12 protein-coding genes are annotated in these 16754 nt (G+C 37.5%); 2 read left to right on the forward strand and 10 right to left on the reverse strand.

Going from position 1 to position 16754, the window contains the following annotated elements; genetic code table 11:
- Positions 1 to 17 precede the first annotated feature (17 nt).
- The 4 genes from F4V57_RS02875 to sthA all read right to left on the reverse strand — a co-directional run bounded on the left by F4V57_RS02875 (position 18) and on the right by sthA (position 6924).
- Complete coding sequence (locus F4V57_RS02875; RefSeq protein WP_070070920.1) at positions 18 to 1241, reverse strand: MFS transporter; 1224 nt, start codon at positions 1239 to 1241, stop codon at positions 18 to 20.
- Between the two features lie 675 nt (positions 1242 to 1916).
- A complete protein-coding gene (locus F4V57_RS02880) occupies positions 1917 to 4169 on the reverse strand; it encodes a bifunctional prephenate dehydrogenase/3-phosphoshikimate 1-carboxyvinyltransferase (protein WP_070068849.1) in 2253 nt (750 codons plus the stop codon).
- A gap of 42 nt (positions 4170 to 4211) precedes the next feature.
- Positions 4212 to 5315: a prephenate dehydratase gene (gene pheA / locus F4V57_RS02885; protein ID WP_070068850.1), complete on the reverse strand. Its 1104-nt coding sequence runs from the start codon at positions 5313 to 5315 to the stop codon at positions 4212 to 4214.
- 187 nt (positions 5316 to 5502) lie between these two features.
- A complete protein-coding gene (gene sthA, locus F4V57_RS02890; RefSeq protein WP_070068851.1) occupies positions 5503 to 6924 on the reverse strand; it encodes a Si-specific NAD(P)(+) transhydrogenase in 1422 nt (473 codons plus the stop codon).
- Positions 6925 to 7137: 213 nt separating this feature from the next.
- Here sthA and lipA point away from each other — a divergent pair, with 213 nt between their 5' ends.
- Positions 7138 to 8151, forward strand: a complete 1014-nt coding sequence (lipA, locus tag F4V57_RS02895) for a lipoyl synthase (protein WP_070068852.1) — start codon at positions 7138 to 7140, stop codon at positions 8149 to 8151.
- A gap of 50 nt (positions 8152 to 8201) precedes the next feature.
- Here the strand turns inward: lipA and ygiD are convergent, their stop codons facing one another.
- The 4 genes from ygiD to dusB all read right to left on the reverse strand — a co-directional run bounded on the left by ygiD (position 8202) and on the right by dusB (position 13383).
- Positions 8202 to 9056 carry a 4,5-DOPA-extradiol-dioxygenase gene (gene ygiD / locus F4V57_RS02900; RefSeq protein ID WP_070068853.1) on the reverse strand — a complete coding sequence of 285 codons (855 nt, stop codon included), beginning with the start codon at positions 9054 to 9056 and terminating at the stop codon, positions 8202 to 8204.
- Between the two features lie 170 nt (positions 9057 to 9226).
- Complete coding sequence (locus F4V57_RS02905) at positions 9227 to 10321, reverse strand: 3-deoxy-7-phosphoheptulonate synthase (RefSeq protein WP_070068854.1); 1095 nt, start codon at positions 10319 to 10321, stop codon at positions 9227 to 9229.
- Between the two features lie 361 nt (positions 10322 to 10682).
- Entirely contained in the window at positions 10683 to 12212 is a 1530-nt protein-coding gene (gene lysS / locus F4V57_RS02910) for a lysine--tRNA ligase (protein ID WP_070068855.1), read from the reverse strand.
- Between the two features lie 127 nt (positions 12213 to 12339).
- The gene (dusB, locus tag F4V57_RS02915; protein WP_070068910.1) at positions 12340 to 13383 is read right to left on the reverse strand and encodes a tRNA dihydrouridine synthase DusB; all 1044 of its coding nucleotides are present in this window, start codon (positions 13381 to 13383) and stop codon (positions 12340 to 12342) included.
- A 296-nt stretch (positions 13384 to 13679) separates the two neighbouring features.
- Between dusB and F4V57_RS02920 the strand changes: the two genes are divergently transcribed.
- Positions 13680 to 14351 carry a GntR family transcriptional regulator gene (locus tag F4V57_RS02920; protein ID WP_070068856.1) on the forward strand — a complete coding sequence of 224 codons (672 nt, stop codon included), beginning with the start codon at positions 13680 to 13682 and terminating at the stop codon, positions 14349 to 14351.
- Between the two features lie 78 nt (positions 14352 to 14429).
- On the opposite strand, the gene F4V57_RS02925 is transcribed toward F4V57_RS02920, so the two are convergent.
- Both F4V57_RS02925 and F4V57_RS02930 read right to left on the reverse strand, forming a co-directional pair.
- A complete protein-coding gene (locus tag F4V57_RS02925; RefSeq protein WP_070068857.1) occupies positions 14430 to 15125 on the reverse strand; it encodes an SDR family NAD(P)-dependent oxidoreductase in 696 nt (231 codons plus the stop codon).
- Positions 15126 to 15299: 174 nt separating this feature from the next.
- Positions 15300 to 16724 (reverse strand): MFS transporter, encoded by a 1425-nt coding sequence (locus tag F4V57_RS02930; protein ID WP_070068858.1) that lies wholly within the window; start codon positions 16722 to 16724, stop codon positions 15300 to 15302.
- Between the last annotated feature and the right edge of the window lie 30 nt (positions 16725 to 16754).

Here is a 16754-nt window from a genome sequence, read left to right on the forward strand (position 1 = left end):
TTTCCTCAAATTATAAGTTAAAATAGTGTATAAGATTTTGTAGGTATGATTTTCCAACCTAATAATGCAACAAATAATGCAAAAATAAAACTAATTATGATGACCCATAAATAGCCTATATGCTGTGCCAAAACCATACCTCCAGCAGCATAAACAAAGCCCATAAAAACAATTAAACTTAATTGCAAAGTAAAGAAAGTTGCTTTAGCCTGCATTGTTGCAGCCTTATCCATAATAATAGTTGATAAAGTTGCCATTAATCCTGGATTAATAATAAAATATCCAAATACAGCAAAGTAAACCCAGATTTTATTATCGTATCCAATTGAAATTGGAATAAAAAATAACAATCCAAAAGCTTGTGCGACAGTTAATAAAAGCAATGCTTTTTTTCTATTTAATTTACTCATTAAAATTATTGCCAATACTGCAGAAAAAATACCAATAATTGAACCAAAAATCTTGGTTACAAAACCAATATCTGTAAGTAACCAACCAGCATCTACTAACATTGGATTCAAATTTGCAAATACTGCTGTAAACCCAATTGGATAAATAAATAAAATTAAAAACCACGATTTATATTTTTTTAAAAAAATTTTTATTTGATGAAATAATTGACTCAAATAATTTAATATTGATATGTTTTTAATATTATTTTCTTCTTGTATTGGTTCTTTAAATGGTAATAGTTGAATACAGGTTAACAATGCAAAAGCAGCCAAAACCCATAAGGATAATTGCCATTGTAACCAAGGATAAAGCATAAGTAATACACCTCCCCCAATAATGTTACCAAGTAAATTACTAGAGTATTGCACACCATTCGCTAACTGACGTTGAGATTGGTCAAACAACTTACAAGATAATCCATCAATCGCAACATCCTGTACACTAGCCGCAAAACTATAGATTAGGAATAAAATAATAATCAATGAAAAATAGTGCTGGATGTCTATCATGCCAATAATGAATAGCATGATTGTCATTAAGCTTTGTGCAAGGATTAACCAACTACGATATTGTCCATGAAAGAATAAGCGATAATGATCAACAAATGGTGCATACAGAATTTTAAATGCAATCGGTATTGCAATTAAGTTTAATAAAGCCAACTTATTCAAGGGCATACCACTTTGACGCATAATTGCAATAGATGCAGCAGTAATAAATGCAGCACCCATATATTGAGTAGTGTAAATACTAACTAACAATATCCATGGTTTTTTATTTTCTATCATAACTAAATTCCGCACTAAATTTTTTAAATCTTAGATCCTGATTTTCATAGAAAATTTGTAACTTCAAGATATTGATGCTAACCCTAAAAGTATTTTCATCAATCAACTCATTATTTTTAAGTGAAAAAATTTTATAAAAACATTAGGTTGTCTCATTTATGATTTCCATTGATTTTTCATGCGTACCAATATTTTAAGATATAAATAATTTTGCATTTAATGCCTCTCATCAATATTTAGCCAAAAAATTAATTTTGAAATCTGTATCATCATTAGCAACAAAGATAGAATTAGCTTTAAATTTTATTGATATTCATTATCAATAACTAGCAATAAAAGAAATAATTTTAAAAAATTAGGAAAGTGATTGATATTTATTAATTATTTATTCTTAATCATGCATATTAAGTTATGCCAATTTTTCATGGAAAAATCCAAACAATGCTATAATTTTATATGAATTATTAGCAAAAAAATTTTTTTATTCAAAATATTTAATTTATTTATAATTTTTAAAGCATATTTTATCAAATACAACTTCTTTCTATAAATTTAAAAAGCCTCAATAAATCAATTAATTAAATTTCTTTAATAGTTATTTTATCAATTATCATAACGTTTCTACTTTTTCATCAATATAGATGAAAAAGTAGATTTCTGCTTATGAGTAGATGATCAGGACGCTTCTAAATTTAATCCGGCTTGTTGTGCTAATTGCGTAAACGTTGGGAAACTGGTTGCAACAGTTTCAGTGCCATAAATAGTAATAGGCGCTGCGCAACGTAAACCAGCCATACTAAAACTCATTGCAATACGATGATCATGATGGGATTCAATCTCACCACCCGTAAAGATTGTTGACCACTCACCTATTTTACCCTTACCGTTAATTACAATACCGTCTGCTGTAGGTGTACAATCAATACCCAATGTCTTTAACCCATCCGCCATTACCTGAATACGATCAGATTCTTTGACTCGCAGTTCTGCTGCACCAGTTAAAATGGTTTGTCCTTCTGCACATGCCGCAGCAATAAATAAAGCAGGAAACTCATCAATTGCTAATGGCACCTGATCTTCAGGGATATGAATACCTTTTAGGGTTTGCGTACCTCGAATGCGTATATCAGCAATTGGTTCTCCACCAGCGATACGCTGATTTTCAACGCTTAAATCAGCACCCATTTGTTTTAAAATTTCGATCACACCTGTACGTGTCGGATTAATGCCAACAGCTTCCAATGTAATATCTGCGTCTTGCGTAATTGCAGCACCTACCATAAAGAATGCCGCACTGGAAATATCTGAAGGTACCTGAATTCTAGTTCCAGTAAGCTTTCCACCACCTGTTAAAGAAATTTTATTTCCTTCAGTTTTAACTTCATAGCCAAAAGCACGCAACATACGTTCTGTATGATCGCGGGTTGGTTCTGGTTCAGTAACAGATGTTTCTCCCTGTGCCCATAAACCAGCCAATAAAATACCTGATTTTACCTGTGCAGAAGCCATAGGTAAATCGTAATGCATTCCTTGTAAAATTTGTTTTCCACGAATACTCACAGGTGGCGTACCTTTCTCACCTGTAGTCTGGATTTGGGCGCCCATTAATCGTAATGGTTTGGCAATACGCTCCATTGGGCGTTTAGACAGGGATGGATCACCAGTCATTACGGTATCAAAGTCCTGTGCAGACAATATTCCAGACAATAAGCGCATGCTTGTTCCAGAATTTCCCATATATAATGCACTGACTGGTGCCTTTAAACCATGCATGCCAACGCCATGAACCGTGACTTCACCATTTTTAGGCCCCTCAATTGATACGCCCATATCCCGAAAAGCCTGTAATGTTGCCAATGCATCTTCACCTTCCAGAAATCCTGTCACATGTGTTGTACCTTCGGCAATGGCACCAAACATAATAGAACGATGTGACACAGATTTGTCACCCGGAACTGTAAATTTTCCCACAAATTTTTGAGTACCCGGCAGAATTCTGAATTGTTGTGTCACTGTTTGTTTCTCCATTAAAGGGTTATTGGCGAGCATATGATTAAAATGTTGGCGGGCTGCTCTTGCATGCCCAAGCATGCCCATCAGTTTTTGTGAATCTTGTCTTTCAATCACGTCCTTAAATTGTTTTAGCTGTTGTTCAAATCCTGTAACAGCTTCTAGAATCGCACGTTTATTGGCAAAAAAGATATCATGCCACATCTGTGGATCACTGGCAGCAATTCTGGAAAAATCTCGAAAGCCTCCCGCAGCATAACGGAAGATATCCAGATTATCCTTACGATTTGCCAACTGTTCGACCAGATTAAATGCCATTAAATGCGGTAAATGACTGGTATGCGCCAGAACTTCGTCATGTTGCTGTACATCCATACAAATTACTTCTGCATCGGCAGCTTGCCAGAGTGTAATTAATTTATTTAAAGCATCCTGATCACTATTGGCAAGAGGAGTCAGAATCACTTTATGATGTGCAAATAAATCAACTTTTCCCGCATGAATGCCACTATGCTCACTGCCTGCAATTGGATGCCCGGGAATAAATCCTGTGGGAATATTTTGTCCAAATACAGCATGTGCAGCATCAACAACATTGGCTTTGGTACTGCCCACATCAGTAATTATGACGTCTGCACGTAATACAGATTTTATGGTTTTAAGCACTGTCTGTGTTGCCTGTACTGGTAACGCCAAGACAATAAGATCCGCATCCTGTACTGCTTCAGCGGCATTACTATAGCCTACATCAATCAAACCTAACTGTTTAGCATCAAGTAGCGTCTGCACCGAACGTGTTGACGCAACAATTTGTTTTGCCAAATTCTTTTCTCGAATAACACGAGCAAGACTAGAGCCAATTAAACCCAAACCAATAAATGCAACTTTCTCAAACATAACTGTTGATGAATCTGACATGTAAAAATATATCCGCTAATAAATGTTTAATATGGCGATTAATCACAATACAGCAATTGGATAAGAACCTAATACACGCAATTCTTTTACATGTGGCCGGATTTCATTTAAGGCATTTGCCACATTTTCATCATCCACATGACCTTTTAGATCAATAAAAAAGACATAAGCCCATTTTTCAGGCAATGCAGGGCGTGTTTCGATACTGGTCAATGTAATCTGATGTTTCGCAAATGGTGCCAAAATTTCCATCAAAGCACCTGCCCGATCATGCGCAGAAATCAATAAAGAGGTTTTATCATGTCCACTACGAGAAGATTTTTCCCGACCAATGACCAAAAAACGTGTGGTATTTGCCGGATTATCTTCAATATTGGCATGCAAAATTTCCAGATCATAAAATTGTGCAGCCACATCACCTGCAATGGCCGCAGAATGCCATTCGTTACGAATCCGTCGTGCAGCTTCTGCATTCGAGCTTAATGGAACACGCTCTACACCGGGATAATGTGCATCTAGCCATTGGCGACATTGTGCCAAAGCCTGTTGATGTGCATAAATCTGTTTAATGCTGTCTTTTCGGGTGTTCGCAGAAATCAAAAACTGGTGATGAATAGGTAGTTCAACTTCGCCAATGACATGCAAATGCGATGCTCTGAAGCAATCTAAAGTATGGTTAACTACGCCTTCGGATGAATTTTCAACAGGAACCACACCATAATGCGCAGATCCGGATTCTACTTCACGAAAAACTTCATCAATTGTAGTAATAGGTCGCATCACGGCATCCTGACCAAAATGTTTGATCACTGCCGCTTGGGTAAACGTACCTTGTGGACCTAAAAAAGCAATGGATTGTGGTGCTTCAAGTGCCAGACATGCCGACATAATTTCACGAAATAAACGGGCAATGGTTTGGTCAGATAATGGTCCTTGATTACGCTCCATTACTTTACGTAAAACCTGTGCCTCACGTTCAGGACGATAAAAAACTGGATTTTCTTCCTGAGCAAACTTGGTTTTTGCAACAGCTTCTGCCAGTTTTGCTCTACGATTTAATAAATTCTGAATTTGTTCATCAACGGTATCAATATCCTGACGAATTTTTTCTAAATCCAAAGTTATATCTTTGTCCTGCTGTTGCATATTGATTTGCCTCACCAATTTTGCAAACAGTATAACAAGGCTCTTGGTTAAAATCTTGTATCAGATAATCTAGACTCTCAAATTTTGTGCAGAAATAAACCAATGCTTTAAGCAAAGGTAAAAAAATGCCCCAAATCAATACAAAACAAAGTTTCATTTGATTTGGGGCAGATCATCCACTATTTATTTAAAATAATCGATTCATACCATTCAACGCTGCAACACGATACGCTTCTGCCATCGTTGGATAGTTAAATGTGGTTTCGGCAAAATATTTGATTGAATTATTCGGGCTTTGCATTACAGCTTGGCCAATGTGAATAATTTCTGATGCGTTATTACCAAAACAATGAATTCCTAATATTTCCAACGTTTCACGATGAAAAAGAATTTTTAGCATTCCAACCGTATCACCGGTAATTTGCGCACGTGCCAAATGACGGAAAAATGATTGTCCCACTTCATAAGGAATTTTTTCTTCCGTCAATTGCTGCTCAGTTTTACCAATTGATGAAATCTCTGGAATAGTATAAATCCCGGTAGGAATATCAGTAACCGGTTTAACATTTTGCTCACCGACCATATTGGCTCCGGCACAACGTCCTTGGTCATACGCAGCAGAAGCCAGAGCCGGCCAACCAATAACGTCACCAGCAGCGTAAATATTATCAATTTCAGTTTGATATTTATCATTCACTGCCAATTGTCCGCGACTGTTGGGTTTCAAACCAACATTTTCCAGTCCTAAACCATCGGTATTACCTGAGCGTCCATTACACCAAAGAATTGCATCCGCTTTGATTTTTTTACCACTTTGTAAATGCAATACTACATGATCATCAAAAGTTTCCAAATGATCAATTTGTTCGTTATGGCGAATTAATACACCCAATTCACGCAGGTAATAAGATAAAGCATCCGCAATTTCATCATCTAGATAACTTAATAATTTTGCCTGCGTATTAATTAAATCGACTTTATGGCCTACCCCTGTAAAAATAGAAGCATATTCACAACCGATAACGCCTGCACCATAAATAATAATTTTCTGAATGGAAAAATCCAGATCCAGAATTTTATCTGAATCAAATACACGAGGATGTTTAAAATCTAATCCTGCCGGACGATATGGACGGCTACCTGTTGCAATAACAATCTGGTCACAAATCAGAGTTTCCTTAATACCTTCCTGACTAAATACATAAATTGTATTTTTATCCTGAATATAAGCACGCCCATGGTATACATGTACTCTATTGCGATCATAAAAACGACTGTGGGTTTCGACCTGTTGCTGAATCACTTTATGTGCATTACGCAAAGCTTCTTTCAACGTAAATTGCTTCCACTCTCCCAATTTTTGGAATAATGGATCACGTTGATAACGAATCATACTTGATACAGTCTGACGCAATGCTTTACTTGGAATCGTACCCACGTGTGCACTGTTACCACCTAACTGTTCACGCAACTCAACAATTGCAACTTTTTTCCCCGATTTCGCCAGCTTCATCGCTGCGCCTTCACCCGCAGGACCGGACCCCAAAACCACTGCATCATATTTAGCAAAATTAGTCGAGGTCAATTCTCGTTTACGTGCTGCTGGCATTCGACGCTCCTTTCTCACTCTTTTCATCATGATCTTTAATCTCGTTGAGCCACCTATTATGCCTGAAAATTGTTACAATCGCTGCCAAAAAGCTTTATTGTTTTTGTGATATCAACATTTCTTAAATGAATAATAAGATTACAGTAATCCGCTACAAAATCTATTATAATGCAGCTTCATTTAAATTGTTTAACGACTCAGGATAGGATGAATATGTCAATAAACCGTAAACCTGAACAGGGTGTCAAACTTCGTGGCGCAGAAAAAGTTGCCAGAATTCCTGTAAAAGTGATTCCTACGGTTGAAGTCCCTCGAAAGCCCGACTGGATTCGAGTCAAAATGACAGCGCCTGATGAAGTCCAAAGAATTAAAACCACACTTCGTGCGCAAAAATTACATACAGTATGTGAAGAAGCTGCTTGCCCAAATCTGCCTGAATGTTTTGGCGGAGGCACTGCAACGTTTATGATTATGGGTGACATTTGTACACGCCGTTGCCCATTTTGTGATGTCGCACATGGTCGTCCAAATGCACTTGACCTTGAAGAACCCAAACACATGGCCGAAACTATTGCCAACTTGGGATTAAAATATGCAGTGATCACCTCAGTTGATCGTGACGATCTAAAGGATGGTGGTGCACAACATTTTGTAGATTGTATTAAAGAAGCGCGTGATTTAAGCCCCAATACCCTGCTGGAAATTCTAGTTCCTGATTTTCGTGGTCGTATGGACATTGCCCTGCGAATCATGACTGAATGTCCACCTGATGTTTTTAATCATAATATTGAAACTGTTCCACGTTTATATAAAGCAATGCGCCCGGGCTCTGATTACCAGCATTCTTTAAATTTGCTAAAAATGTTTAAAGAATATTGTCCTGATGTGCCAACCAAATGTGGTTTGATGGTCGGAATCGGTGAAACTGAAGAAGAAGTGATTTCTTTACTTAACGACTTAAAAGCTCATGATGTGGATTATGTCACTATTGGACAATATCTACAGCCATCAAAACAGCATGCACCAATTGATCGCTTTGTGACGCCAGAGGAATTTGAACGCTATGCTGAACACGGTCGTCATTTAGGTTTTAGAAATATCTGGTCTGCTCCAATGGTACGGTCAAGTTATTTTGCAGATCGTCAATATCATGGTGAGCCTGTTCCGGGCGTACGCCGTAAAGTTGCACCTGAAAAGAAAATTGCGATTTTGGCTGTTGAAGCCTAAATTTTTTACATATACAAAATGCCTATTTATTCATAGGCATTTTTTGTTCTTTAAAATGCTTGTTGTAAAATGAACGAAGTCATATTTAATGAGCCCATTGTGGTTCCTTCATTAAACAACAGCATTTCATCCTGATCTTCTTGTAACGCCAGACTATAAAGCATTGGATAATAATGGTCGGGCGTAGGAATGGCTAGTCTAAAGGCCTGCCCTTGCTTTTCCCAATTAATCAATGCCTCATGATCATGATTTAACCAATAGTTTTTTATTCTGCTGTCTGTTTCAATTGCCCAATCATATCCAAAGTTTTCTGCATGAGGATGATGCCGTGCCAGCATACGCAAATTATGAACGGTATTACCACTGGCAATAATCAAAACGCCTTTACGACGTAAAATTGTTAGTTCTTTTGCTAGGTCATAATGCTGTTGTGCTGATAAATCATAATCTATACTGAGTTGTACGACAGGAATATTTGCTTCAGGGAACATATTGACCAATATGCTCCATGTTCCATGATCCAGCCCCCAGCTTAAGTCTGGTTGTATTTTTCGTGAATGAATTGCAGCAATCGTGTTTGATATTAGATCCCGATTACCCATTGCCGGATATTGCACATTAAATAAGGATTGTGGAAACCCACCAAAATCGTGAATTGTTGCTGGCTCAGGCATAGCTGTAATAGCAGTACTACCCTGTGTTAACCAATGTGCTGAAATACAAAGAATAGCTGCAGGCTGTGGTTGTAAGTTTTGTCCCATTTTGCGCCATGTTTTAGCAAAAGATGTATCTTCAATTGCATTCATAGGAGAACCATGTCCAGCAAAAATTACAGGCATCACTACACTATCTGGCAAATGCTTTGACCAACCTGATAGATCTTTTAATGTATTTAAATTTTGCATTATTTATCTCCAATGACTTAAGGAGATTATGAGATGATGATTTATATAATAAAAGCTTGATTTTCCCAACGTATCGTTGCAAAAATAAAATAATAAGTAAAAGTTTTTATCAATGAATGGTTTTTGAAAAGTTACTTGATCAAAAACCATGACTTGATTTTTATTACAGCTTAGGCAATTTCCGCCAATTTTTTTTGCTGCTGTGTCTGAGCAATTTTTTGTGATAATTGCTGCAAGACAACTTGTGTTTTCTCCCATCCTAAACAGCCATCGGTAATTGAGCAACCATAAGCCAAGGGTCGCTGTGAAATAGACTGCTTACCATGTACTAAATGACTTTCCAACATTACACCTTTAACTTGAGTGTGTTCAAGCTCATCAGCAATTGTTGCCAAAACTTGCGGTTGTAAATCAGGATTTTTATGGCTATTACCATGACTACAATCAACAATAATGGCTGGATTCATGGCTTTTTTCTGACAAGACTGTTTTACGGCTGCTACAGACTTGGCATCATAATTTGTTGTTGTCTGGCTTCCACGCAAGATAATTTGCAGACTATCGTTACCTGAACTATGTAACATTGCAGGCATACCCTGATCACTTAAACCTAAAAATTGATGTGGCTGACTCGCTGATGCAATTGCATCTAATGCAATATTCACATTACCATCAGTGCCATTCTTAAATCCTATTGAATATGGCAAAGCACTGGAGATTTCACGGTGAATTTGTGATTCACTGGTTCTTGCTCCAATCGCCCCCCAACTATAGATATCTGAAAAATAATGACTTAACATTGGATTTAAAACTTCTGTTGCTAAAGCAAGATTTAATTCGCTCAGCTGCAATAAAAGTTCTCGACTTTGCAATAACCCCTGTGCCATTAAATTTTGATCAGAAATTTCTGGTTGTTGTTCTAATAAGGGATCATAAACAAATCCTTTCCACCCCACTGTACTACGAGGTTTTTCCAGATATGCCCGCATAACTATTTTTAAGGTATCTTTATGTGCTAAAGCAAATTGCTGTAATTTTTGTGCATATTCCAAAACTGCAATTGGATCATGAATAGAACAAGGCCCAACTATCACCAAAAATCTATGATCAGACCCATTGAGAATATTTTTTATGTCTTGACGATGTTTTGCAATCTGTTGTTGTTGAATCCGTCCTAATGGTAAAATCTGTTTTAATTGTGCAGGACTGACCAATAAATGCTGTGTAACAGAAGTATTTGTTACTGTTGATTTAATTTGTGACATGATAAATTTCTCTCAATCAATGGTGTTAAATGTTTTGATAATCGGATCTGCTGCCAAAATTGATAAAATCGAGCCAGATAAAAATAAGATTGATACATTTTCATACTCCATAAATAAAAAAACCTGACCGGGGTTGCCGATCAGGTATATAACTGGTTGGGCAACCTATTTTGCCCAAACGCATTCAGGCAATTATCTAAACTGCCAAAAATAATAAAATGCGCTGTTGATCATAGGTTGCTTTAACATATTTTTCAAAATATCTTGATGATGTCAGTTACCATACTGTTTAAAGAGCTATTTGACAAGTTTTTTCTTATAAAAAAGCAGCACAATGGCTGCTTTTTTTAAAGAATTCAGTTTATGCATCTTTACGGCGCATATGTGGAAATAACAGAACATCACGAATACTTGGTGCATTAGCAAATAACATCACCAAACGGTCAATACCAATGCCTTCACCTGCTGTTGGTGGTAGACCATATTCCAGCGCCTCAATAAAGTCTGCATCATAGTGCATTGCTTCATCATCACCAGCATCTTTTTCTGCAACTTGTGCCTGAAAACGCTCTGCCTGATCAATTGGATCATTTAACTCAGAGAAACCATTTGCCAATTCACGACCACCAATAAAAAATTCAAATCGGTCGGTAATGTGTGGATTATCATCATTACGGCGAGCCAATGGTGAAGTTTCCGCAGGATATTCTGTAATAAATGTGGGTTGACGTAGTTTGGTTTCGACTGTTTCTTCAAATACGATGGTTTGCAATTTACCCAAACCAAATCCTGATTTAACTTCTTCTTTCAACGTTTCACGAATAAATTTTGCCAAAAATTCACGATCGGCAACATTCTCAGCAGTAAATTGTGGATTATGTTCAAGAATTGCATTAAACATGGAGATTTTTTTGAATGGTCCTTTAAAGCTATAAATTTCTTCACCATAAGGTACATCTGTTGAACCTAAGATATCTAATGCCAGTTTTTCCAACATATTTTCAGTCAACTGCATTAAATCTTTATAGTCAGCATAAGCCTGATAGAATTCAATCATGGTGAATTCTGGATTATGTCGTGTTGACACTCCTTCGTTACGGAAATTACGGTTAATTTCAAATACACGTTCAAAACCACCAACAACTAGACGTTTTAAATACAGTTCCGGTGCAATACGCAAATATAAATCCATATCTAAAGCATTATGGTGTGTAACAAATGGTTTAGCTGATGCACCACCGGGAATGACATGCATCATTGGTGTTTCAACTTCCATAAAGCGTTGATTGCTTAAATAGGCACGAATGCCTGCAACAACCTGCGCACGGATTTCAAAAGTTTTACGCGTTTCTTCATTAACGATCAAATCCAGATAACGCTTACGATATTTTGCTTCAGTATCGCTTAAACCATGAAATTTATCAGGTAGTGGACGTAACGATTTAGTCAATAATTCAAATGCTTCTAGATGAACATATAAGTCACCTTTACCAGAACGGCCGATGTAACCTTCTGCAGCAACGATATCACCCAGATCAAGCGCTTTAATGGATTCCAGTGTATCTTTTGGCAATCCTTTACGATCTACGTAAAGTTGAATTCTTCCAGTCATATCCTGTAATACAATAAATGAACCACGATTTAACATGACACGACCAGCAACTTTTACCTGAACATGCGGTTCAGCTTCAATAGTTGTCTTATCTTTCTCGTGGAATTGCTGCTGTAAATCTGCTGCATAATGTTCACGTTTAAATGTATTTGGCCAAGGACTCTTACCTGATTGCTTGGCGACATCCTGAATATGTTTGAGCTTGGCATGACGCTGTGCAATTAAATCGTTTTCGGAAATTTGTTGTTCAGAAGTCGATTGAGCGTTGTTTTGCGTCATTCTAAGCCTCGAAATAATCTGTTAAAAAAGAAGTAGCATAGCATAGCAGATTTCCAGTCCAAGTGTAGGATACAAGAACTGAAAAGTTTTATTATCTGAGTGCAATTTTTTCAATGAGATAATACATTTAGCGATTGAGCAAATCGACAGACTCAATTTGCACATCTGCCATATTTTCACCATGAACCAATAATTCATCAAAATACTGTTCAACAAGCTTGGCTTGTTCAGCCGTATTCTCAACTCGATACATATTTTGACGGAATTCGTTACTACACCTTAAACCTTTGGTGTACCAAGCGATATGCTTACGCGCGATACGACAACCTGAATACTCACCATAAAATGTATAAAGCTCTGTCAAATGTCTAAGTAACACGTGCTTAATTTCATTGATTTGCGGTGCAGCTAAGTATTCACCTGTATCCAGATAATGCTGAATTTCCCGAAAAATCCATGGCCGCCCCTGTGCCGCACGTCCAATCATAATTGCATCTGCACCAGTATATTTCAGCACCATTCTGGCTTTTTCTGGATGATCAATATCCCCATTGGCAATTACCGGAATGCTGATTTCTTGCTTGACCTGTTTAATCAAATCATAACGAGCCATATTTAAATACATATCTTCACGAGTGCGTCCATGTAAAGCCAGCGCAGCAATGCCAGCCTGCTCCGCACATTTTGCAACACGTAAAATATTTTCTTCACCATTTTTAAAGCCTAAACGGGTTTTAAGTGTTACGGGAACATTTACTGCATTGACAACAGCATCCAGAATTCGGGCAACCAATTCTTCATCTTGCAACAATGCAGAACCAGCCAATTTATTACAAACTTTTTTTGCTGGGCATCCCATATTGATATCAACAATTTGTGCGCCATTAGCAACTTGATATCTTGCAGCTTCAGCCAGTTGTTCAGGATCAGAACCCGCAATTTGTGCAGAAATTGGGGCAATTTCTCCATCAAAATTGGCACGATATAAACTTTTTTTACTCATTCTTAAAGTTTTATCTGCGGTCATCATTTCACTCACTGCATGTCCTGCACCGAAATGTTTGCATAATGTTCTGAAGGGCCTATCTGTGACACCAGCCATCGGTGCAACCCAAATTTGATTACGCTTTGATTTATCAAACAAATCTTCAATTACTTTGTTTTTACTCAATGTTTTAGTTCCCAAACACTCAACCATTTGCCAAAATTTCTTTATTACCCTATTTAAGTACACAAAAAATTCTGAGTCATTGGGTTCATTTTACAATAATATTGACGTTTTGATTGAGATTAAAAATTTTAGTTTAGCAACAATATAAATTAGCAAAAAATTTTATTTATCAAAAATATAAATCTACTTTCTCAAAAATGAAAATCTACTTATTTGATATATAATATATTCTACTCTAGAGCTATTAAAATTTTATGCGTATACTTGGGTGATATTCATTTCTCATCTTTTCTGATATGTCATCCGAAAAAAATTTTGAAGTTATTAATAAAGGTAATTTAAGCGATAGTGTTTATGAAGCCTTACGTCTGGCACTAATCGATGGACAATATGAACCTGGTGATCGCCTGCGTCCAACTCAGATTGCCAAGGCCATGGGGGTTTCAATCACGCCAGTCAGGGAAGCAATTTTTCGTCTGGTCAGTGATCAGGCGTTACAAATTAAAGCGGCTACTTCTATTTATGTGCCTGTACTAACACATGAACAATTACAGGAAATTCAGCGTATCCGTTTTTTACTGGAAGGTGAAGCAGCTGCTTTAGCTGCACTTAAAATTAACCCACAACAACTTGAAGCACTGGAAGATATTCAGAATCAATTTCAAAAAATTGTACCCGTAGATTCAAAAAAAGCTGCTGAACTGAATAAACTTTTCCATTTTGGCGTTATTCGTGCTGCAAACAGTCCTTTGATTTCCAAAACACTGGAAAATATGTGGATTATGATGGGGCCTATTCTACGCAGTTTTCATGTCAATACACCGCGTAAAGAATTAGAAAGTGACCAACATTATCATTTTTATGTACTTGATGCGTTGCGTAAGGGTGATGCAGATGCAGCACGAAAAGCCATGCAAAATGATATTGAATGGGGTAAAACCATGCTGAACTGGACTGCTGACATTTAAAATAATCATCAGCTGTAAAGATTATTGACTATCTACAGTCTTTTTGAAATCACATCTTTAAATCTGTCAGCCTCTTGCTTAGGCAATGCTGTAACCACCGTCTACGGGAAGAATAGCGCCGTGAATATAACTGGCATGCGCCGACAATAAAAAAATAATGACTTGTGCAATTTCTGTTGGTTGTGCCCAGCGTCCAAGTGGAATTCTTTCAATAATCTTATGATAACGTTCGAGATCATTTTTGGCGTTTGCACCCATTGCCGTATCAATCCACCCCGGAGCAATGGCGTTGACACGCACACCTTTTGCACCCAATGCTACAGCCAATGAACGTGTTAATGCAACAATTCCAGCTTTTGATGCAGCATAAGCTGGTGACTGTGCCGAACCAAAAAAACTCCACATGGAGGCAATATAGATAATGGATCCTTTCGCTTGAATCAGTTTATCCTGTAATAAGGTGGTAATCGCAAAAGCTGTATTAAGGTTAATTTCAATCACTTTCTCAAAGATTGGTATTTCCCATTCCTGTTTTTGTTTAATGATGCCTGCACAATGAATCAGTGCATCAATTGTATCTTGTTGATCCAGAATGTTCTTGGCCTGATCCAGATTACATAGATCAATCTCATAAAAATGGTATTGATCTGATATTACATGTTCATTTTGCAAACCCAATGCAATCACATGCCATCCCTGCTCAATTAACAATAATGATGTGGCCAGTCCAATGCCAGTGCCACCACCAGTAACTACTGCTGTTTTTATTTCCATCTATTAATATCCTATTTCCATCTGAGCAAACACAACAGAAATAATTAAAAAACAAACCATAAAAATGTTTTTTAATTCATTTTTTGCTGTGTTATTTAATTTTAAATGCGCTGAGTTAAGGGGCTGGGCTATAGATCTTATATCCATGTTTTTTACCACAGCCCCCTAAAGTGATTAAGACTTTTCTACCTTTAAGGCAGATGCATTGCCTTGAGGTATGCCATTCAATCCATTCTTTTCATCCATTGCATTTTCTGGTGTATATAAAGAGCGACCTCTGGTTTCCGGTGAAATATAGATACCAATTAAACTCAAACTCATGATAAACATCATATAAATCGCCACAGGCCACCAGCTATTGGAGAAAGCTGTTAATAATGCAGAACACACCATCGGTCCAATCCCGCCGCCAAACACGGCCGACATTTCACGTCCCAGTGTGACTCCGGCATAACGATATTTAGAACCAAACAATTCAGGGAAATATGCTGCTTGTGCGCTAACTGTACCTTCAGCCGCAAAAATAAAACCAAAGATAATTACCAGCATGATATACAACGTATTACCGGTTTCCAGTAACATAAACATCGGAATCGTGGCAAAAAATAATGTGGTATGGATGAAATACATGATTTTTTTACGGCCATAAATATCTGAGGCTCGTCCAATCATTACCGAGGTAAATGCTGCAATTGTGGCACCCACCAAAAGCGTTTTGGGGATAAATGATGCATTGACTTTAACCACCGAAACTAAAAAAGAACCTATAAATGCCTGATAAATATATGAGTGACCATTTGCCCCGACATTCATCAAAAACACACGAAATATGGTTGCTTTACCATCACGAAAAACTTCGCGCAATGGAATGGCTTTTTCCTGTTTGGCATGGCGTTTTTTCTCGGCAAATACTGGCGATTCTTTTAATCCACGGCGTATTAGCCATGCCGCAAATGTCACCAGAATAGAACTGAAAAATACCAAACGCCAACCCCAGGCATAAAAATCTTGCTCTGGCAAAAGCTGTACCATGATCCATGCCAATGCACCCAATGCCGTACCTACTGATGCACCCACCCAAACCAGTGAGGCCATTTTACCCCGTTTGTTGGGTAAGGCAGTTTCTGTTAATAGCACCGTTGCGCCAGCCATTTCAGCACCTGCTCCAAAACCCTGCATGAAGCGGCAAATCACCAGCAATAATGGTGCAAACAGACCGATTTGATCATACGATGGGATTAAACCCATAGCAAAGGTTGCAAATCCCATCAAATATAATGTGGCAACCAATACCCATTTACGCCCTAGTTTCTCACCGTATTTGGAAAAGAAAATTCCACCTAATGGTCGTGCAAAAAAACCAACTGCAAAAGTGGAAAAACTTGCTAAATAACCAACTGCCGGAGATACATTGGGGAAAAAAATGTGATTAAACACCAGTGCGGCAGCCGTACCATAGATAATAAAATCATATTGTTCTAATGCTGTACCAACAGCACCACCCCACGCCGCAACTTTGCGGTCATGTTCGGTGATTTGAACTGTATTTTCATCCTCTGGATGATGTTCTTGAGGATTATTTGTGGATGTCCTATCCATATTCTTCTCCGAACCTGATCAGACCTGATC

Source organism: Acinetobacter qingfengensis (assembly GCF_008693185.1).
Lineage (GTDB): Bacteria > Pseudomonadota > Gammaproteobacteria > Pseudomonadales > Moraxellaceae > Acinetobacter > Acinetobacter qingfengensis.